The organism is Paroceanicella profunda (assembly GCF_005887635.2).
GTDB lineage: Bacteria > Pseudomonadota > Alphaproteobacteria > Rhodobacterales > Rhodobacteraceae > Paroceanicella > Paroceanicella profunda.
In genome coordinates, this window is sequence record NZ_CP040818.1 from 3,352,285 (window position 1) to 3,371,845 (window position 19,561).

Sequence of the window (19,561 nt, forward strand, 5' to 3'; positions counted from 1 at the left end):
TAGAGCAACAGCGCGGAAGGTTCAAATCACTTCAGTGGCGCACCAGGCTGCGCGCGGCGCGATCGGCTTCCGCCCAGGTGTCGAGCGCGGCGATGATCTCGCGGGCCAGGCCATCGCCCCAGTCCGGCGCCTGCATGCGCTCGCGGTCCTCCGGGTCCGAGAGGAACCCCAGTTCGATGAGCACGGAGGGAATGTCGGGCGCCTTCAGCACCCGGAAGCCGGCCTCGCGGTGCGGGTTGGAGCGGATCGCGCCCTCGTTGGCGTTGAAACGCTGCACCAGGGCCGCGGCCAGCGCGCGCGAGCGGGCGTTCGTCTCGCGCTGCGCCATGTCCACCAGCACCCGGGCGACCATGCTGCCCTCGCCCTCCAGGTCGACCCCGGCGAGGATGTCGGCCCGGTTCTCCAGCGCGGCGATGCGCGCGGCGGCCTTGTCGGAGGCGGTCTCCGACAGCGAGTACACCGAAACCCCCTGCGCCTGCCCCACCGTCACCGTGTTCACGTGCAGCGAAATGAACACGTCGGCGCGGATGCGCCGAGCCTCCTGCACCCGGGCGTCGAGCGGCAGGAAGGTGTCGTCCTCACGGCTCAGCACCGGGATGTAGCGCCCCGTGGCCTCCAGCGCGGCGCCGATCGCCTTGGCCGCGCGCAGCACGATGTCCTTTTCCATCAGCCCGTTGCGCATCGCGCCCGGGTCGATGCCGCCATGCCCCGGGTCCAGCATCACCACGAGCGGCTCTCCCGGCGCGCGGATCCTGGGCCCGTGCGGCAGCGCCAGCGCGCCGGGCTGGCTGCGCGTGGCCCAGAGGCTCTCGCGCGGGGCACCGGCCTGCTGCGCGAAGGCGGCGGCGGAGCTGTCTTCAAGGGTGAGGTGGAAGCCGTCGCTCTCGAACAGGGCGGTCTTCACTTTCGCGGGGGCGGAGAGATCCACCACCATGCGCGCCGTGCCCGGGCGGAACAGCCCGATGCGCACGCCGGAGACGAGGCCGTCGTCAAGCGCCGCCGGCGCGGTGCCCTCCGGCCAGGTGCCGTTCTCGAAATCCACCACCACGCGGCGCGGATCGTCCAGCGTGAAGACACGGTACGCCACCGGGGCCGTTAGCCGGGCGGTGACTTCGGTGACCCCCCAGCCGTCATCGACACGAATCACGCCGTCCGCGTTGCCGGCGCCCTGCCCGGCCAGAAGCCAGACGGCGGCGGCAATCACGGCGCACAAGAGCGTGAAACCGATGATGAACCCTTCTCTGCGAAAGGTCGGTAGTCGCATGTCACCTGCCTGGATAGAATGCCCGTATCGTGCCGCACACCCGTTTTTGATCCGTTCCGGCACGCCCGGGCGTGGTGCGGACCGGTCTTCGGGCGATTTCGGTCTTGCTTTCCGGACGACGGTAGCACATGTGTCGCGCGACAAAAACCATTTGTCAGTGCAGGAAATGCCCGTCTATTGTGCCCCTTGGGCCGAACCGGCGGGCAGCATGATACGCCGGACCCATCCGGACCAGACAAGTTTCGTTGCGGGAGCGGGCCAGTCCAGTGGCACGGCCCTGGCAACGGTTCCCCCGGCAAGGGCCTTCCTCAGAGAAGCCTCCGCGACAAGGGACCCGATCTGCCCGCCTCGGCAACAGGCGCCCCGCGCCACCTACCCGGAGGGTTTTCCGGGGCAGTTTGGTGCCATGCGGCACCGGAGAACGAACCGCGATGAAACGCGCTCAGGCAAGACAGAAGATCGCTGGCGGCGCCACAGTGCCCCCCTTCGACGCTGCTGCGCGCGCCCTTTCGCCCGAACATACACACCGGTCGCCGCCCGCCGGGGAAACCCGGCGGCGGCAGAACCGTGTGCGAGAAGGACACAATGGCTCAGAAGATGCTCATAGACGCCACCCACCCGGAGGAAACCCGGGTGGTCGTGGTCGAAGGCAACAAGGTCGAGGAATTCGACTTTGAATCAATCAACAAGAGGCAGCTCGCAGGCAATATCTACCTGGCAAAGGTAACCCGGGTCGAGCCGTCGCTTCAGGCCGCGTTCATCGATTACGGCGGAAACCGCCACGGTTTCCTCGCCTTCGCGGAAATTCACCCCGACTATTACCAGATCCCCATGGCGGACCGTGAGGCGCTGCTGGCCGAGGAGGCCCGCAACGCCACCGAGGAGGTCGAGGAAGAGGATCGCAAGCCGGTGAAGAAGCGTCGCCGCTCCAGCCGCAGCCGCAAGCGCGGCGGTGAGGGCGATGACCAGCGCGCCGAGGATGCCGAGACCGTCGCGGCCGACGCCGCCGACGCCGCACCCTCCGCCGATGACACCGCCTCCGAGGCGGAGACCGAGGACACGCCCCCGCCGCTCGATGCCGTGGTGAGCGAGGACACGCCTTCCGCCGCCGCCGGGCGCATGCCCGACGCCGTGGACGTGGCCGGCGAGGAGGGCGTGCCCTCCGCCGCCACCGGGAGCACGGACAGCACGCCGGCGGAACCCGCGCCGGATGGCGCCGACGTGGCGCTGAACACTGCCGCGGAGGACGTGAGCGACACCCCGGCCGCGGACGACGAGGCCGAAGGCGATGCGGACGGGACGGAGCCGAAGAAGGGCCCCTCCTCCATCGCCGAGAGCGCCGGTGCGGATGACGACGATGTCGTCACCGAGGACTCGCGCGCCGATGCCCGCGGCACTGACGACGACTCTTCCGACGACGAGGAAATCGAATCCGTCGGCGCCGACGACATGGCCGAGGAGATGCGCCCGCGCCGCTCCAACGTGCGCCGCTACAAGATCCAGGAAGTGATCAAGGTCCGGCAGATCCTGCTGGTCCAGGTCGTGAAGGAGGAGCGCGGCAACAAGGGCGCCGCCCTCACCACCTATCTCTCCCTGCCCGGCCGCTACTGCGTTCTGATGCCCAACACCGCGCGCGGTGGCGGGATCTCGCGCAAGATCACCAATGCCGCGGACCGCAAGAAGCTCAAGGAAATCGCCTCCGAGCTGGAAGTGCCGACCGGCGCCGGCCTGATCATCCGCACTGCGGGCTCCGAGCGCACCAAGTCCGAGATCAAGCGTGACTACGAGTACCTGATGCGCCAGTGGGACCAGGTGCGCGAGCTCACCCTGCGCTCCATTGCGCCGACGCTGATCTACGAGGAAGGCAGCCTCATCAAGCGCTCGATCCGCGATCTCTACTCCAAGGAGATCGACGAGATCCTCGTCGAGGGCGCCGAGGGCTTCCGCGAGGCCCGGGACTACATGAAGATGCTCATGCCGTCCCATTCGCGCAACGTGAAGCCCTACGCGGAGCAGATCCCGCTGTACTCGCGCTACCAGGTGGAGAGCTATCTCGCCTCGATGTTCAACCCGATCGTGCAGCTCAAGTCGGGCGGCTACATCGTCATCGGCGTGACCGAGGCGCTGGTGGCCATCGACGTGAACTCCGGCCGGGCGACGCGCGAGCATTCCATCGAGGAAACCGCGCTCAAGACCAACCTGGAGGCGGCTGACGAGGTCGCCCGCCAGCTCCGCCTGCGCGATCTCGCCGGCCTGATCGTGATCGATTTCATCGACATGGACGAGCGGCGCAACAACACCGCGGTCGAGAAGCGCATGAAGGACCGGCTGAAGTCGGACCGGGCGCGCATCCAGATCGGCAAGATCTCCGGCTTCGGCCTGATGGAGATGAGCCGCCAGCGCCTGCGCCCCGGCATGCTGGAGGCGAGCACCGCCCCCTGCCCGCATTGCCACGGCACCGGGCTCATCCGCTCCGGCGAGTCCATGGCGCTCACCATCCTGCGCGAGATCGAGGAAGAAGGCGTGCGCGCCCGCTCCAAGGAAGTGCTGGTCTCCGCGCCGGTGGCCGTGTCGAACTACCTGATGAACCAGAAGCGCGACGCGATCCTGCGCATCGAGCAGCGCTACGGCCTCTCCGTGCGCATCGAGAGCGATCCGGCGCTGATCAGCCCGGATTACCGCATCGAGCGCTTCAAGGTGGCGAGCCGGGTGATCGGGCTGGGCGGCACCAGCGCGCCGGTCACCGTCGACACCTACATGGACGAGTACGAGGAGGAGGCGGAAGAGACCGTGGTCGAGATCGAGATCGAGACCACGCCCGCCCCGGCTGCGGCCCCGGCGGCCGAGCAGGAGGAGGAGGCCCGTGCCCCGTCCTCCGAGGACGGCGGTGCGCCGCGCAAGAAGCGCCGGCGCCGGCGTCGGCGCGGTGGCAACGGCGAGAGCCGTGAAGGTGACCAGCAGAACGGTCGCGACGAGGCCGACGAGGACGGTGACAGCGGCGCCGAGGACAGTTCCCCGGTCGCCGCCGAGCCGGTGACGTCCGAGGCCGCTCCGGCCGAGCCGGTGGCCGCCGAGGCTGCCGCACCGGTCGAGGTGCCCTCCGAGCCCGCGGCTGCTCCGGCAGATGCATCCGCCGCGCAAACCGCTCCGGAGACGGTGGCGGAACCGGCCGCGGAGGCCGAGGCGGAGAAGCCCGCCAAGCCGGCCCGCAAGCCGCGCACCCGGCGCAAGCCGGCGGCGAAGAAGGAGAGCGCGTCCGACGCCCTCGAGGTGATCGGCGAGGAGGCCACCGCCGGCAGCGGCGACAGCACCGCCATCTCCGTGCCGGAAGACAAGGCCGAGGCCCCGGCGCGCAAGCCCCGGGCCCGCAAGCGCCCGAGCCGCTCGGCCAAGGCCGCGGCCGATGCAGAGGCGGCAGCCGAGGAAACCGCCGCAGCGGCCGAGGCGGCCCCGGCCGCCGAAGCGCCTGTCGCGGCAGACACGGCGCCTGCGCCCGAGCCGACGCCGGAGCCCGCCCCCGAAGCCCGTCCCGAGGCCGAGGCGCAGCCCGAAGCGGCAGCGCAGTCGGAAGTGGCCGCGGAACCGGAAGTGGCCCCCGCAGAGCCCGCGCCGGTCGCCGCGACTGCGGCCCCTGCGGAAAGCGCAGCCGGGGAAACCTCCGCGCCGCAGCCCGCCGCGGGTGAGGAGGCCGAGCCCAAGCCACGCCGCCGCGGCTGGTGGTCAGCGAAGAGCTGAGGTCCCCGCCCGGATCAGAACACGCGCCCGCTCCCCCCGGGGGGAGCGGGCGTTTTCTTGCCCGGTTGTCGCCGCGGGCGGCCGACCTGCGCATCATGCCGCCCGAGCCCGCCCGATGGCGGCAAACCTTGCCGAGGCCATCACGCCCCCGGCTTCCGCTGGCGCCGCTTTCACAGATCTCCGCGAGTGTATCCCCGCGCGACCCGACAGGGCCGCAGGGCCGCAGGGCCGCAGGGCCGCAGGGCCGCAGGGCCGCAGGGCCGCAGGGCCGCAGGGCCGCAGGGCCGCAGGGCCGCAGGGCCGCAGGGCCGCAGGGCCGCAGGGCCGCAGGGCCGCAGGGCCGCAGGGCCGCAGGGCCGCAGGGCCGCAGGGCCGCAGGGCCGCAGGGCCGCAGGGCCGCAGGGCCGCAGGGCCGCAGGGCCGCAGGGCCGCAGGGCCGCAGGGCCGCAGGGCCGCAGGGCCGCAGGGCCGCAGGGCCGCAGGGCCGCAGGGCCGCAGGGCCGCAGGGCCGCAGAAGACCGCCCCGATCCGCCCTCTTGCGCAAGAGCGGATGTGCGCCGGGCGACAAGCGCGCAACGCCGGGCCGGCCCGGGTGTCACGCTGGTGCTACTCCCTCGCAGCCCGGGAGCCCGAGTGTCAGCGGCGGGCCATCCATGTTTTCAGGCGGCGGGCCGCCTCGACCATGTCGTCGGTCGAGCGGGCGAAGCTGAAGCGCATGGTCCGGTGGCCCCGCACGGGGTCGAAGTCCAGCCCCGGCGTGGCGGCCACCCCGGCTTCGGCCAGCATGGCGGCGGTGAAGGCGTGGCTGTCATCGGTGAGGTCGGAGAGATCGGCATAGAGGTAGAAGGCGCCGTCGCAGGGGGCGAGACGGGAGAAGCCGGCGGCGGGCAGCTCGTTGAGCAGGATCTCGCGGTTCCTCGCGTAGACGGCGAGATGGCCCTCGCATTCCTCCACCGCGTCCAGCGCGCCCAGGGCGGCGACCTGGCTTGCGTGCGGCGCGCAGATGAAGAAGTTCTGCGCCAGCCGTTCGACCATGCGCACATGGCTCTCGGGCACCACCATCCAGCCGATGCGCCAGCCGGTCATCGAGAAGTACTTCGAGAAGGAGTTGATCACGAACACCTCGTCGGTCACCTCCAGCGCGCTCACCGGGCGGCGGCCGTCGAACTGGATGCCGTGGTAGATCTCGTCGGAGATGAAGGCGATGCCGGCGCGGCGGCAGGCGTCCGCGAGGGCCTGCAGCGCGCCCTTGCCCAGCATCGTGCCGGTGGGGTTGGCCGGCGAGGCCACGAGCAGGCCCTGCAGGTCCGCGTTCTCCAGGTGCACGGGCGCGGGCTGGAAGCGGGTGGAGGCTTCCGTGGCGATGGAGACCGGCTCCAGGTCCAGCCCCCGCAGGATGTTGCGGTAGCTCGGGTAGCCCGGATCGCCGATCGCCACGCGGTCGCCCGCATCGAACAGCGCGAGGAAGGTGAGCAGGAAACCCGCGGAGGAGCCGGCGGTGACCACGATCCGCTCCGCCGGCACGCTGAGGCCGTACCACTCCCGGTAGAGGCGGGAGATGCGCGCGCGCAGCTCCGGCAGGCCGAGCGCCACCGTGTAGCCGAGCGCCTCGCGCTCCATCGCCGCGACCAGTGCCTCGCGCGCGAGGCGCGGCGCGGGCGTGGCGGGCTGGCCGACCTCCATGTGGATGACGTCACCGCCCGCCAGCTCCTTCAGGCGGGCAGCCTCCATCACGTCCATCACGATAAAGGGATCGACGGCACCACGGGTTGAAAATCGCATGGGATTGGGTCCTTATCTGACTGCTTCCGGCAGGGGCGGAGACCCTCGCGGACCTCGCGCCGGGAAGCGCGACCACAACTTGTGGGGAGAACGCGGTGAGGTCAATCGACAGCAAACCGGCCCGCGCGGGCCGCGTGTCCGGCGGGCGGGCCCTGTTCCGGGCCGTGACCGCAGGGCTGTTGCTTGCCGCCTCCGCGCTCGGCGCGCCCGCCCAGGGGCTGATCCGCGACGCGGAGGTGGAGCGCACGCTCGACCGCATCGCCGAGCCGGTGTTCCAGGGCGGCGGGGTCTCGCCCTCCTCCATCAAGCTCTACATCATCGGTGACAGCAGCCTGAACGCCTTCGTGGCCGGCGGGCGGAACATCTTCATCAACACCGGCATGCTGATGCGGCTCACCCGCGCGCGCCAGATCCAGGCGGTGCTGGCGCATGAGCTCGGCCACATCAACGGCGGCCACCTCGCCCGGCGCGGGCTCGACACCGAGGGCGCCACCGGGGCGGCGGCGGTGGGCATCCTGCTGGCCATCGCCGCGGGCATCGCCGGCAGCCCGGACGCGGCGGGGGCGATCTTCACCGGCAGCCAGTCGGTGCTGCAGCGCTCCTTCCTGCAGTTCTCGCGCGGGGAGGAGGCCAGCGCCGACCAGGCCGGCCTCACCTACATGGAGCGCGCCGGGATCAACCCCACCGGCATGCGCGAGGTGCTCGACATCCTGCGCGGGCAGGAGCAGATGATGGGCCGCAACGTGGACCCCTACGCCCTCACCCACCCGATGAGCGTGGACCGCATGTTGCTGGCCGAGCGCCGCATCGACAGCTCGCCCTTCCGCGACAAGCCCGACGACCCGGACCTCGCCTATTGGGTGGAGCGGATGCGCGCCAAGCTGGAAGGCTTCACCAAGCGCCCGGAGACCGTTCTGGAGAGCCTGCCGAACGATGACAGCGAGTTCACCCTGGTGCGCCGCGCCGTGGCCCTGCACCGCCTGCCGGACCCGAAGGGGGCGATGCAGGCGATGGACCGGCTGCTGGCGAAGCGGCCGGGCGACCCGTTCTATCTGGAGCTGAAGGCGCAGATCCTGCTGGAGAGCGGCCGGGTGGCCGAATCTGTGCCCTTCTACCGCCGGGCCGCCGCCGCCGCGCCGAAGGAGCCGCTGATCGCCGCGGAGCTGGCGCATGCGCTCATCGCGCTGGATGACGGGACCGGCAACAGCAAGGGCAATGCCGAGGCCCTCACCATCCTGAAGAAGGCCACTCGGGACGACCCGGCCAACGGCATCGCCCTGCGCGACCTGGCCCTGGCCTATGCGCGCGACGGCCAGGAGGGCCTCGCGGCCCTTGCAACCGCCGAGCGCTACGCGCTACGCACCGACTTCGCGGACGTGATCCGCCATGCGCGTCATGCCGTCGCCGTGCTGCCGGAAGGCAGCCCCGGCTGGCTCAGGGCGCAGGATCTCATCCTCGTCGCCGAGCGCATGGAAAAGAAGAGACAGTAGGAGAGACAGCAGATGATCAGATCCGGGCTCATGGCCCTTGCCCTCGGCCTCACGGCGCTGCCCGTGCTGACCCTGCCTGCCGCGGCGCAGGACGCGCCGGCGCAGACCGGCGTTCCGGGCCTCGACCGCGACGCGCTGCGCGCCGAGATCCGGGCCTATCTGCTCGACAATCCGGAAGTGATCTACGAGGCCATCCAGGAGCTGGAGAAGCGCCGCAAGGCCGCCTCCGCCTCCGCGGAGCAGAACCTGGTGCGCGACAACGCCGCCGCGCTGTTCGATGACGGCTACTCCAACGTGGACGGCAACCCCGACGGCAAGCTCACCCTGGTGGAGTTCTTCGACTACCGCTGCGGCTACTGCAAGCGCGCCCATGACGACGTGCAGAAGCTGGTGCGCGAGGATGGCGACATCCGCTTCATCCGCAAGGAATTTCCCATCCTCGGGCCCGACAGCCTGCTGGCCTCGCGCGCCGCACTTGCCGCCCAGCTTCAGGGAGACCCGGAGGTCTATCTCGCCTTTTCCAACGCGATGATGGAATTCGGCGGCCCGCTCACCGACACCACCATCGACCGGCTGGCCGACCGCGCCGGCGTGGACGTGGAGCGCATGCACGCCGAGATGGAGAGCGACGAGGTGAACCGCCGCCTGCAGAGCAACCACGCCCTCGCTCAGGCGCTGCAGATCGGGGGCACCCCCACCTTCATCATCGGCGAGACCATCGTGCGCGGCTACCTGCCCTACGAGGACATGGCCAGGGCGATCGACGACGCCCACGCCACCCTGCAGGACTGATCCGACCACCCGGGCCGAACCGGACCCCGCCGCCCCGCCTGCCGGGCGCGGCGGCGGTTGCGGGCTTGCCCGATCCCCCCCCGAGATCGACGCTTTAATCTCAGTTCACGCTTGCGTATAAGCGGCTGCAATACAGGCGGGACCACCGCCAGTCGCGAAGGGCTCCGAGGTACACATGGGCAACAAATACGAACACGACGTCGCCTTCATCCGCGCTCTGGCGGATCTGCTGCGCGAGAGCGATCTTTCGGAGATCGAGGTGAAACGCGAATTCGGAGAGGATGACGCCCTGAACGTCCGCGTCGCCCGCCAGATGGCCGCGGCACCGGCGCCGGCTCCGATGCAGAGCTATGCACCCGCGCCGATGGCCGCTCCGGCCCCCTCGGCCGCGGCCAGCGCGCCGCAGGCTCCCGAGGATCCCGCCCAGCATCCGGGCGCCATCACCTCGCCGATGGTCGGCACCGTCTACCTGCAGCCGGAGCCGGGCTCCACGCCCTATGCCAAGGTGGGCGACCAGGTTCAGGAAGGCCAGACCCTGCTCATCGTCGAGGCGATGAAGACGATGAACCAGATCCCCGCCCCCCGGGCCGGCACGGTCAAACGCATTCTCGTCGACGACGGGGCGCCTGTCGAATACGGCACGCCGCTGATGATCGTCGAATAACCGGGGCCCCCGATGTTCAAAAAGATCCTCATCGCCAATCGCGGGGAGATCGCGCTGCGCGTTCACCGCGCCGCCCGCGAGATGGGTATCAAGACCGTGGCCATCCATTCCACGGCTGATACCGACGCGATGCATGTCCGCCTCGCCGACGAGAGCATCTGCGTCGGCCCGCCCTCGGCCGCGCAGAGCTATCTCAACATCCCCGCCATCATCTCGGCCTGCGAGATCACCGGGGCCGACGCGGTTCACCCCGGCTACGGCTTCCTCTCCGAGAACCAGAACTTCGCCCAGATCCTGGAGGATCACGGCATCACCTTCATCGGCCCGCGCTCCGAGCATATCGCGGTGATGGGCGACAAGATCGCCGCCAAGGACACGATGAAGAAGCTCGGCGTGCCCTGCGTGCCCGGCTCGGACGGCGGTCTCGCCAGTTTCGAGGAGGCGCGTGACGTGGCCGAGGGCATGGGGTTCCCCGTGCTGATCAAGGCCGCCTCCGGTGGCGGCGGGCGCGGCATGAAGGTCGCGCGCTCCGCGGCGGAACTGGAGAACGCCTACCGCACCGCCCGGTCGGAGGCCAAGGCCGCCTTCGGCGACGACACCGTCTACATGGAGAAGTACCTCTCCATCCCCCGGCACATCGAGGTGCAGGTCTTCGGTGACGGCAAGGGCCGCGCGGTGCACCTGGGCGAGCGCGACTGCTCGCTGCAGCGCCGCCACCAGAAGGTGCTGGAGGAGAGCCCCTCCCCGGTGATCGACGCCGAGACCCGCGCGCGCATCGGCGAGACCTGCGCGAAGGCGATCGGCGACCTGCATTACATCGGCGCCGGCACCATCGAGTTCCTCTACGAGAACGGCGAGTTCTTCTTCATCGAGATGAACACCCGCCTGCAGGTGGAGCACCCGGTGACCGAGGCGGTCTACGGGGTGGACCTCGTGGCCGAGCAGATCCGCGTCGCCGCCGGCGAGGAGATGAGCCTGCGCCAGGAGGATCTCATCCCCCGCGGCCATGCCATCGAATGCCGAATCAACGCCGAGCGCCTGCCCGACTTCCGCCCCTGCCCGGGCCGGATCACCACGTTCCACGCCCCCGGCGGGCTGGGAGTGCGGATGGACAGCGCCATCTACGACGGCTACGTGATCCCGCCGTTCTACGACAGCCTGATCGCCAAGCTGATCGTGCATGCGCCCGACCGCGAGGCCGCCCTGCACCGGCTGGACCGCGCCCTGTCGGAGCTGGTGGTGGACGGTGTGGACACCACCAAGCCGCTGTTCGAGGCCCTGCTGGAGCAGCCGGACGTGCGCACCGGCAATTACAACATCCACTGGCTGGAGAAGTTCCTCGGCATCTGACCAGCCTCCGGGGCCCCCGCCGGGGCCCCGGCCCGGCCGACGGACGGCCTGTCATCGCCCGCCCCGGGCGCCCCCCGCGCCGGGGCGACCGGGCGCCGGGCATGGCAAAACCCTTGATCGCCGGGCGTGTCCCGGCCATTCTCCCTGACAAAACAGCCATCTCCGCGGCAGGCCCTGCCGCGGAAAGGCCCGTCCTGGGAGGGAACCTCGTGTCACGCATCGCGCTTGCGGCCGCTGCCGCCTCGCTTTTCGCCATGCCGGCCGCCGCCGACATCACCATTGCCCATGTCTATGGCAAGACCGGCCCGCTGGAAGCCTATGCGGCCCAGTCGCACACCGGGCTGATGATGGGGCTGGAATACGGCACTGACGGCACGATGGAGGTGAACGGCGAGAAGCTCGTCGTCATCGAGAAGGACACCCAGCTCAAGGCCGATCTCGGCAAGTCGCTTCTGGCGGAGGCCTACGGCGACGACGATGCCGCCATCGCCGTGGGCCCGGTCTCCTCCGGCGTGGCGCTGGCCATGCTGCCGGTGGCCGAGGAATACGAGCGCATCCTGATCGTGGAGCCGGCGGTGGCCGATTCCATCACCGGGGAGAACTGGAACCGCTACATCTTCCGCACCGGGCGCAACTCCAGCCAGGACGCGGTCTCCAACGCCGTGGCGCTGGGGCAGGAGGACACGGTGATCGCCACGCTGGCGCAGGACTACGCCTTCGGCCGCGACGGTGTCTCCGCCTTCCGCGAGGCTCTGGCGAAAACCCCCGCCAAGCTGGTGCACGAGGAATACGTGCCGCAGGACACCACGGATTTCACCGCCGCCGCCGAGCGCATCTTCACCGCGCTGAAGGACAACCCGGCCACGCACAAGAAGCTGTTCATCATCTGGGCCGGCGCGAACAACCCGATGGGCAAGATCAACGCCATGGACCCCTCGCGCTTCGGGGTGGAGATCGCCACGGGCGGCAACATCCTCGCGGCGCTGAAGGCCTACAAGGAGCTCCCCGGCATGGAGGGCGCCACCTACTACTACTACGACATCCCGAAGAACCCGGTGAACGACTGGCTGGTGACCGAGCACATGAAGCGCTTCGGCACCCCGCCGGATTTCTTCACCGCCGGCGGCATGGCAGCCGGGCTCGCCATCGTGGAGGCGCTCAAGGAAGCCAACAACGACACCGACGCGGAGACGCTGATCTCCACGCTCGAAGGCATGGAATGGCAGACGCCCAAGGGCTGGATGCGCTTCCGTCCGGAAGACCATCAGGCCATGCAGTCCATGTACCATTTCCGCATCAAGGTGGACCCGGCGGTGGAGTGGGGCATCCCGGAACTGGTGAACGAGATCGAGCCGATCGACATGGACATCCCGATCCGCAACACGCGCTGATCCCCCCGGCGCGCCCGGCCCCGGGCGCGCCTTCCCCGCAGGGCGGAGGATCCCATGCCAGACCCGGTTCTCGAAACCCGCGACCTCACCATCCGCTTCGGCGGCCACGTGGCGGTGGACCGGGTGAGCTGCGCCTTCCTGCCCGGTGAGCTCACCGCCATCGTGGGCCCGAACGGCGCGGGAAAGACCACCTATTTCAACATCATCTCCGGCCAGTTGCCCGCCACCGAAGGGGCCGTGCTCCTGCGCGGCGAGGACATCACCCGCCTGCCCGCCTCCGAGCGCACCCGCCGCGGCATCGGCCGGGCCTTCCAGCTCACCAACCTCTTCCCCGCGCTCTCGGTGTTCGAGAACGTGCGCCTCGCGGTGCAGGCGAAGGCCGGGCGCGGCATGCGCTTCCTGTCCATGGCCAGCTCGCACCGCAGCCTCGCCGCGCGGGCCGAGGCGGTGCTGGAGGAGGTGCGGCTCACGCGCCTTGCCGGCCAGCCGGTCTCCGCCCTCAGCCACGGCGACCAGCGCAAGCTGGAGGTGGCCCTGCTCATCGCGCTGGAGCCTTCGGTCTACATGTTCGACGAGCCCACAGCCGGCATGTCGGTGGACGAGGCACCGGTGGTGCTGGACCTCATCGCCCGGCTGAAGGCGGAGGGCGGCCACACCATCCTGCTGGTGGAGCACAAGCTCGGCGTCATCCGCTCGCTCGCCGACCGGATCATCGTGCTGCACAACGGTGCACTGGCCGCCGACGGGCCGCCGGCCGAGGTGATGGCCTCCACCGTGGTGCAGGAGGCGTATCTGGGCCAGGAGCTTGCCGATGTCTGACAGTCTCACCCTGGAGGGCGTGCACGCCGACATCGCCCAGTACCACATTCTGCAGGGGGTGAACCTCAGCGTGCCCGAGGGCTCGGTCACCGTGCTGCTGGGGCGCAACGGCGTGGGCAAGACCACCACGCTGCGCACCGTCATGGGCCTGTGGCAGGCGCATCGCGGCCGCATCCTGCTGGGGGGCGAGGACATCACCCGCCTGCCCACCCCGCGCATCGCCCGCGCCGGCGTGGGGTTCGTGCCTGAGGACATGGGCATCTTCTCCGACCTCACGGTGGCGGAGAACCTCACCCTCGCCGCCGTCTCCGGGCCCATCGACAGCGCCCGGCTCGACTGGCTGCTCGACGCCTTCCCGCCCCTGCGCACCTTCTGGGGCATGGCGGCGGGCAATCTCTCCGGCGGGCAGAAGCAGATGCTCTCCGTGGGCCGCGCGGTGATCGAGGAGCGCCGTCTCTACCTCATCGACGAGCCCTCCAAGGGCCTCGCGCCGGCCATCGTCACCACCCTCGCGCGCGCCCTGAAGCAGCTCAAGGCGCAGGGCGCCTCCATCCTGCTGGTGGAGCAGAACTTCTCCCTCGCCCGCGCCCTGGGCGACCACGCGGTGGTGATGGACGACGGCCGCACCATCTGGGCCGGCCCCATGGCCACGCTTGCCGCCGACGCCGCACTGCAGGAGCGCCTGATGGGCCTGAGCATGGAGGCCCACGGATGACCGCCGCGCCCCGTCACACACGCTGCCTGCCCACCCCGGACCGGCTCCGCCCCCCGAGTGCTCCCCTCCTCCCGGCGGCGGACTGCCGCGCCCTTGTGCCCGACCGTCCCCCGGTCGTGCCAGCCCCGGGAAGCAGGCCCTTGTCCCCTGCTGGTGCCCCGCTCCGCGCTCGCGGCGGCGCGTCCGGCAGCCGCGCAAGGAATAGCGCCACGAACGGCCACGCCCTCCTGTCCGCCCCGGATCTGTTGCACTCCCCGAGGCCTCCACATGCGCCGGCGGCGGACCGCCACGGCCTTGCGCCCGGCCGCCCCCCGGTGGTGACAGCCCCGGGAAGCAGGCCCTTACCCCCCGCTGATGCCCCGCTCCGCACTCGCGGTGCCGCATCAGGCCGCAGCGCGGGGAGTGGCGCCGCGACTGGCCACGCGCACCATCTACCCGCCCCGGATCGGCCGTGCCCCGCCAATGCTCCGCTCGTCCCGGGGATGGGCCGGCGCGGCCGTGTGCCCGACCGCCTCGCGGCGGTGCGGGCCCCGGGGAGCAGGTCCTTGCCCCCCGCCTGTGCCCCGCTCCGCGCTCGCGGCGGCGCGTCAGGCCGCAGCGCGGGGAGTGGCGCCGCGAATGGCCATGCCCTCCTGCCGCCCCCCGGACCGGAGTTCCGCGCATGACGGCCGCCCCCGAACACGCCCCCACCTTCACCCGCGCCGGGCTCGGCCAGCGCATCACGCCCTGGCTGCCGGCGTTTCTGGTGCCGCTGATCATCCTCGCGGGGTTCGTGCTCATCGGCTCGGTCTCCTCCTGGCTCACGCTCACCGTGGCGGGGCTCGCCATGGGGATGATGCTCTTCGTGATGGCCTCGGGGATGACGCTGGTCTTCGGGCTTATGGACGTGATCAACTTCGGCCATGGCGCCTTCATCTCGGTGGGCGCCTTCGTGGGGGTGACGGTGCTGCTGTGGCTCGCGCCGCTGGCGGCGGCCGGCTCCGTGGCGCTGAACCTCACGGCCATGGGAGCGGCCATCCTCGGCGCCATGCTCGCCACCGGGGCGATGGGCTGGGCCTTCGAGCGGGTGGTGGTGCGCCCGGTCTACGGCGCGCACCTGAAGCAGATCCTCGTCACCATGGGCGGGCTGATCGTGGCCGAGCAGCTGATCTACGTGATCTGGGGCCCGCAGGAGATCTACATCCTGCGCCCGGAGGCGCTGAAGGGCGCGGTCACCTTCCTCGGCGCGGCCATCGAGAAATACCGGCTGGTGGCGGTGGGCATCGGCCTGGTGCTGTTCCTCGCCATGCGCCTCGTGCTCACACGCACGCGCATCGGCCTGCTGGTGCGCGCGGGCGTGGAGAACGGCGAGATGGTGCGCGCGCTGGGCTACCGCATCGACCGGGTGTTCATCGGCGTGTTCATGGCAGGCTCGGCGCTGGCCGGGCTCGGCGGGGTGATGTGGGCGCTCTATGCCCAGCTCATCACCGCGCACATGGGCAACGAGCTGATGGTGACCGTGTTCATCGTGGTGATCATCGGCGGGCTCGGCTCGGTGGAGGGCTGTTTCCTCGGGGCGCTCATGGTGGCGCTCACGCAGAATTACGTCGCCTTCCTCGCGCCGAAGCTGGCGCTGGTCTCCACCATCGCGCTGATGGTGGTGATCCTGATGTGGCGGCCGCAGGGCATGATGCCCGTGGTGAAGGCAAGGTGAGGGCCACATGACCATCCTCTCGGGAAACCGGCCCGGCTCCCTGCCGCTCGCCCTGCTGCTGCTGGCGGTGGTGGGCTGCCTCGCCCTCGCACCCTTCCTGTTTCCCGGAACGCGGGCGCTCGATACGGCGGCGAAGATCTGCATCTTCATCCTGCTCGCGGCCTCCTACGACCTCACGCTGGGCTATGGCGGCATCGTGAGCTTCGCCCACACGATGTTCTTCGGGCTGGGTGCCTACGGCGTGGCGCTGATGCTGGAGCATCTGGGCCGCGGCTGGCTGCCCATGCTCGCCGGCGCCGGGCTGGGGGCGCTGGCGGCGGCGGTGCTGGCCCTGCTCATCGCGCTGTTCAGCCTGCGGGTGCGGGCGATCTTCTTTGCCATGATCACCCTTGCCGTGGCCTCGGCCATGGCGGTGCTGGTGAGCCAGCTCTCCGGCCTCACCGGCGGCGAGGACGGGCTGAACTATCAGATCCCGCGTGAGCTCACCCCCGCCTTCCGCGTCGGCAGCCTGTTCGGCGTCACGGTGAACGGCAAGATCCTGAACTACTACCTGGTGTTCGCCGGCTGCGCGCTCCTGTTCCTGCTCCTGCTGCGCATCGTCTCCTCGCCCTTCGGCCGGGTGCTGGAGGCGATCCGCGAGAATGATTTCCGCGCCGAGGCGATCGGCTACCCGGTGCTGCGCTACCGGGCGGCGGCCACCTGCATCTCGGCGGCGGTCGCGGCGCTGGCGGGTGCGCTCTACGCCATATGGCTGCGCTACGTGGGCCCGGGCACCACGCTCTCGATGGAGATCATGATCGACATCCTGCTGATGGTGGTGATCGGCGGCATGGGCACGATGTATGGCGCCATCCTCGGCGCCACGCTCTTCGTGCTGGCCCAGACCTACCTGCAGGACCTGATGGGCGCCGGGGCCGAGGCGCTCTCCGCCGTGCCGCTGGCGGCCCGGCTGCTCGACCCGGACCGCTGGCTGCTGTGGCTGGGCATGCTCTTCATCCTCAGCGTCTACTTCTTCCCTACAGGGGTTGTGGGGCGTCTTCGGGCAATGGCGGCGCGTTCCGCGCGATCCACATGACATAGAGCGTGGTGAGGATGGAGAGCAGCGAGGCCCCCAGCATCACCCCCAGCAGCGGATAGGCCCCCCAGCCCGGCCGCAGCAGCGCGCCGGGCAGCGAGGCCAGCACCGCGCCGCCGCCGACCATCAGCGCCCCGGCCAACCCCGCCGCCGAACCGGCCAGGTGCGGGCGCACGGAGAGCGACCCCGCCGTGCCGTTCGACATCAGCAGCCCGTTGCCCAGCCCCACGAAGATCGCCGGGCCGAACAACGTGGCGGCATGGGTGCCCCCCGCCAGGAACAGGGCGGCGGAGAGCACGATGCCGAAGGTGCTGCACAGCGCGCCATAGGCGATCATCCGGTTGATCCCCACGCGCGAGGAATAGGCTCCCGACAGGAAGTTCCCCGCCATGAAGCCCAGCGGCACGCAGCCGAACCAGTAGCCCAGCTCGATCGGCTCCAGCCCCAGCACGTGGTCCGCCACCCAGGGCGCGCCGCCGAGGAAGGCGTAGAACGTGCCCGCCCCGAAGGCTGTGGTGAGCGAATAGCCCCAGAAGCGGCGGGAGCGGAACAGCTCCGGATAGGCGCGGAACTGCGCGCCCAGGCTGGAGGAGCGGGTGTGGTTTGTCTCGCCCATGTCCGCCCAGGTGAGGCCGAGCACCAGCGCACCGAACACGAACAGCGCCCAGAAGTTGGACTGCCAGCCCGCCAGCTGCTCCAGCGCACCGCCCAGCGTGGGCCCCACCATCGGCATCACCGCCATGCCCATGGTGATGTAGCCGATCAGGCTGGCCGCCTTGTCGGGCGAGACCATGTCGCGCACCACCGCGCGCGACAGCACCAGCCCCGAGGCCACGCCCGCCTGCAGCAGCCGGCAGGCCAGGAAGGTCTCGATGCCCGGCGCATAGATGCACCCCAGCGTGGCAAGCAGGAACACCGCGAGGCAGGCGATCATCACCGGCCGGCGGCCGAACCGGTCCGACAGCGGGCCGATCATCAGCTGCACCACTCCGGTCATCGCCATGTAGCCCGAGACGGTGAGCTGGATCACCGAATACTCGGTGCCGAACCACTGCGCCATGCGCGGCAGCGACGGCAGGAAGATGTTCATCGCCAGGGTGGCGATACCGGCCATCAGCATCAGGGTGACGACATGTGGCGGGCTTTTCCGGTCGAGGAACTGTGGGGATCTGCGCAAGGGTCGGACTGCTATATGAAATTGCATGGACCGCGAGCCTAGACGGCTGCCGCCCTCCTGTCCATGCGACCTGGGTGCCGAGGCGCTGGCGGAGCCCCGACCGCGCGCCCGCGCCTCGGGTTGGTCGACCTTCGGTGTCCCCGGCGGCGGGCCGCCTGTCTCAGGGCTCCGCGCGGCCGGCAACGTGCCGGCGCCCGCTCGCCCGGGCCAGCCGGCCCACCCGCGCCGGAGGCACCCGGCGGCCCGGACCGGCCACCCTGGGCCGCGCCCCGGGGACCGGCCGCGTCCCGGGCGCAGGCACCGCGGTCATGCCAGCAGGCGCTCGACCTCCGCGCGCCGGGGCATGGAGGCCGCCGCACCGGGGCGCGAGACGGAGAGGGCCGCCGCCGCGCAGCCGAAGCGCACCGCGTCCACCGGCTCCGCCCCTTCCGCCAATGCGGTGGCGAAGGCGCCGTTGAAGGCGTCACCCGCGCCGGTGGTCTCCACCACCGCGCCGGGCTCGAAGGCCGGGACGACCAGCGAGGCGTCCGCGTCATGGTAGAGCGCGCCGGCCGCGCCGAGGGTGACGATCACCGCCTTCGCCCCGCGCCGCAGCAGCACCTCGGCGGCCTCCCGCGCGCCCTCCACGCCGGAGACGGGCACGCCGGTGAGCATCTCCGCCTCGGTCTCGTTCGGGGTGACGTAGTCGCACAGGCCGATCAGCGCAGCGTCCAGTTGCGCGGCCGGGGCGGGGTTCAGGATGGTGACGGCGCCGGCCGCGCGGCCGATCTCCAGAAACCGCCGGGCGGCGTCCAGCGGCTGCTCGAGCTGGGTCATCACCACGCGGGAGCGGGCGATGTCCGCCCGCCGCGCCTCGATCAGCGCCGGGGTGATGCCCGCCGCCGCGCCGGGGCTGATGATGATGGCGTTCTCGCCGCGCGCATCGTCGACGAGAATGCAGGCGGCGCCGGTGGCCTCGTCCGCCACCGTCTCCACGCAAGGGGTCACGCCGGCCTCGCGCCACACCGCCTGCGCCATCTCCCCGAAGGCGTCCGCGCCCAGGCGCGAGAGGAAGCGCACCTCCGCCCCCAGCCGGCCGGCGGCCACGGCCTGGTTCGACCCCTTGCCGCCGGGGCCGAGCACGAAGCCTGCGCCAAGCAGGGTCTCGCCCCAGGCCGGCAGGCGCGCGGTGCGGTAGGTGGTGTCGGCGACGAACACGCCGAGGATGGCAATGCCGGAAAGCTCGCTCATGAGATGCCTCGTGTGGCGAGGGAACCCGCCCCTCCGCGGCCCGGGCGGGCCGGCCCCCCGGGGCCGCGACCTTAGCCCGACGCCCCGGCGTCCGCCAGCCCGCCAGCCCGGCAACGGGGCGCGATCCCGCTCCGCCTGTCACGAGGAACCGTGCCCCGTCCGGGGCAGGTGCGGCTGTGCGTGCGGTGAGCGATGCATCCCGAACGCCCCCGCGTCCGCCAAGCCGCGATCCCGCTCCGTCGGGCGCAAGACCTTGCGCACCGTCCGTTACGAAGGGCCGCGTTCCACCCTGGGTGGGCGCGACTGGGCCTGTGGTGAGGTATTCATTCGAAAAGCCCCAAGCCTCCGCCAACCCGCTCCGCCGAGGCGCCGGACCCTGCGCAC

At 70.9% G+C, this 19,561-nt stretch carries 14 protein-coding genes; 10 read left to right on the top strand and 4 right to left on the bottom strand.

Features of this window, described 5'->3' with window-relative positions; translation table 11 throughout:
• Window positions 1-31: 31 nt before the first annotated feature.
• On the bottom strand, window positions 32-1,264 hold the full coding sequence (locus FDP22_RS14935) for an N-acetylmuramoyl-L-alanine amidase (RefSeq protein ID WP_138578292.1): 1,233 nt from the start codon (window positions 1,262-1,264) through the stop codon (window positions 32-34).
• 585 nt (window positions 1,265-1,849) lie between these two features.
• On the opposite strand from FDP22_RS14935, the gene FDP22_RS14940 reads away from it, so the two are divergent.
• Window positions 1,850-4,999, top strand: coding sequence for an Rne/Rng family ribonuclease (locus tag FDP22_RS14940; protein ID WP_138578294.1), 3,150 nt, complete (start codon window positions 1,850-1,852; stop codon window positions 4,997-4,999).
• A 636-nt stretch (window positions 5,000-5,635) separates the two neighbouring features.
• On the opposite strand, the gene FDP22_RS14950 is transcribed toward FDP22_RS14940, so the two are convergent.
• The gene (locus FDP22_RS14950; protein WP_138574830.1) at window positions 5,636-6,781 is read right to left on the bottom strand and encodes a pyridoxal phosphate-dependent aminotransferase; all 1,146 of its coding nucleotides are present in this window, start codon (window positions 6,779-6,781) and stop codon (window positions 5,636-5,638) included.
• A 95-nt stretch (window positions 6,782-6,876) separates the two neighbouring features.
• Here FDP22_RS14950 and FDP22_RS14955 point away from each other — a divergent pair, with 95 nt between their 5' ends.
• The 9 genes from FDP22_RS14955 to FDP22_RS14995 all read left to right on the top strand — a co-directional run bounded on the left by FDP22_RS14955 (window position 6,877) and on the right by FDP22_RS14995 (window position 16,770).
• The gene (locus tag FDP22_RS14955) at window positions 6,877-8,271 is read left to right on the top strand and encodes a M48 family metalloprotease (RefSeq protein WP_170317715.1); all 1,395 of its coding nucleotides are present in this window, start codon (window positions 6,877-6,879) and stop codon (window positions 8,269-8,271) included.
• Between the two features lie 12 nt (window positions 8,272-8,283).
• Entirely contained in the window at window positions 8,284-9,063 is a 780-nt protein-coding gene (locus FDP22_RS14960) for a DsbA family protein (RefSeq protein ID WP_138574834.1), read from the top strand.
• A gap of 175 nt (window positions 9,064-9,238) precedes the next feature.
• Complete coding sequence (accB, locus tag FDP22_RS14965; protein WP_138574836.1) at window positions 9,239-9,727, top strand: acetyl-CoA carboxylase biotin carboxyl carrier protein; 489 nt, start codon at window positions 9,239-9,241, stop codon at window positions 9,725-9,727.
• 12 nt (window positions 9,728-9,739) lie between these two features.
• Window positions 9,740-11,077 carry an acetyl-CoA carboxylase biotin carboxylase subunit gene (accC, locus tag FDP22_RS14970; RefSeq protein ID WP_138574838.1) on the top strand — a complete coding sequence of 446 codons (1,338 nt, stop codon included), beginning with the start codon at window positions 9,740-9,742 and terminating at the stop codon, window positions 11,075-11,077.
• Window positions 11,078-11,331: 254 nt separating this feature from the next.
• Window positions 11,332-12,468 (top strand): substrate-binding domain-containing protein, encoded by a 1,137-nt coding sequence (locus FDP22_RS14975; protein ID WP_170317780.1) that lies wholly within the window; start codon window positions 11,332-11,334, stop codon window positions 12,466-12,468.
• A gap of 54 nt (window positions 12,469-12,522) precedes the next feature.
• Window positions 12,523-13,287: an ABC transporter ATP-binding protein gene (locus tag FDP22_RS14980; RefSeq protein ID WP_138574842.1), complete on the top strand. Its 765-nt coding sequence runs from the start codon at window positions 12,523-12,525 to the stop codon at window positions 13,285-13,287.
• A complete protein-coding gene (locus tag FDP22_RS14985; protein WP_138574844.1) occupies window positions 13,280-14,002 on the top strand; it encodes an ABC transporter ATP-binding protein in 723 nt (240 codons plus the stop codon). Before FDP22_RS14980 ends, FDP22_RS14985 begins: the two co-directional genes overlap by 8 nt.
• 661 nt (window positions 14,003-14,663) lie before the next feature.
• Window positions 14,664-15,695 carry a branched-chain amino acid ABC transporter permease gene (locus tag FDP22_RS14990; RefSeq protein ID WP_138574846.1) on the top strand — a complete coding sequence of 344 codons (1,032 nt, stop codon included), beginning with the start codon at window positions 14,664-14,666 and terminating at the stop codon, window positions 15,693-15,695.
• Window positions 15,696-15,702: 7 nt separating this feature from the next.
• On the top strand, window positions 15,703-16,770 hold the full coding sequence (locus FDP22_RS14995) for a branched-chain amino acid ABC transporter permease (protein WP_138574848.1): 1,068 nt from the start codon (window positions 15,703-15,705) through the stop codon (window positions 16,768-16,770).
• Here FDP22_RS14995 and FDP22_RS15000 read toward each other — a convergent pair.
• Window positions 16,712-17,947, bottom strand: a complete 1,236-nt coding sequence (locus FDP22_RS15000; protein ID WP_239031793.1) for a multidrug effflux MFS transporter — start codon at window positions 17,945-17,947, stop codon at window positions 16,712-16,714. The two genes, FDP22_RS14995 and FDP22_RS15000, sit on opposite strands and share 59 nt — an antisense overlap.
• A gap of 306 nt (window positions 17,948-18,253) precedes the next feature.
• Window positions 18,254-19,177 (bottom strand): ribokinase, encoded by a 924-nt coding sequence (gene rbsK / locus FDP22_RS15010; RefSeq protein ID WP_138574854.1) that lies wholly within the window; start codon window positions 19,175-19,177, stop codon window positions 18,254-18,256.
• Between the last annotated feature and the right edge of the window lie 384 nt (window positions 19,178-19,561).